At 41.2% G+C, this 257-nt stretch carries 1 protein-coding gene; it reads left to right on the plus strand.

All coding sequences use genetic code 11. The features are described 5' to 3' along the window. Positions 1-257: hypothetical protein (locus ACVC2P_RS03685; protein ID WP_452597139.1), on the plus strand; the 257-nt coding region annotated here is incomplete at both ends.

Genomic DNA, 257 nt, shown 5'->3' on the forward strand with positions numbered 1-257 from the left:
CTTAATTATACGCCTACCGATACAGCTATTGGAGTTTACACTTACTATGCTGAAGCTGAAGAAACTGTCTCTGGTTGTGTAAGCTCTAGAATACCAGTAGTTCTTACTATTGAAACGCCTGCTAATGCTGGCGCAGATGGAGGCATTACTATCTGTGACGATAGTTCTACAACTATAGATTTATTTAGTTTAATCGCTGGTGAAGATGCTGGTGGTACTTGGTCGCAAACTTCTGGATCTGGCGGTACTTTTAATGC

Source organism: Pontimicrobium sp. MEBiC01747, assembly GCF_053601635.1.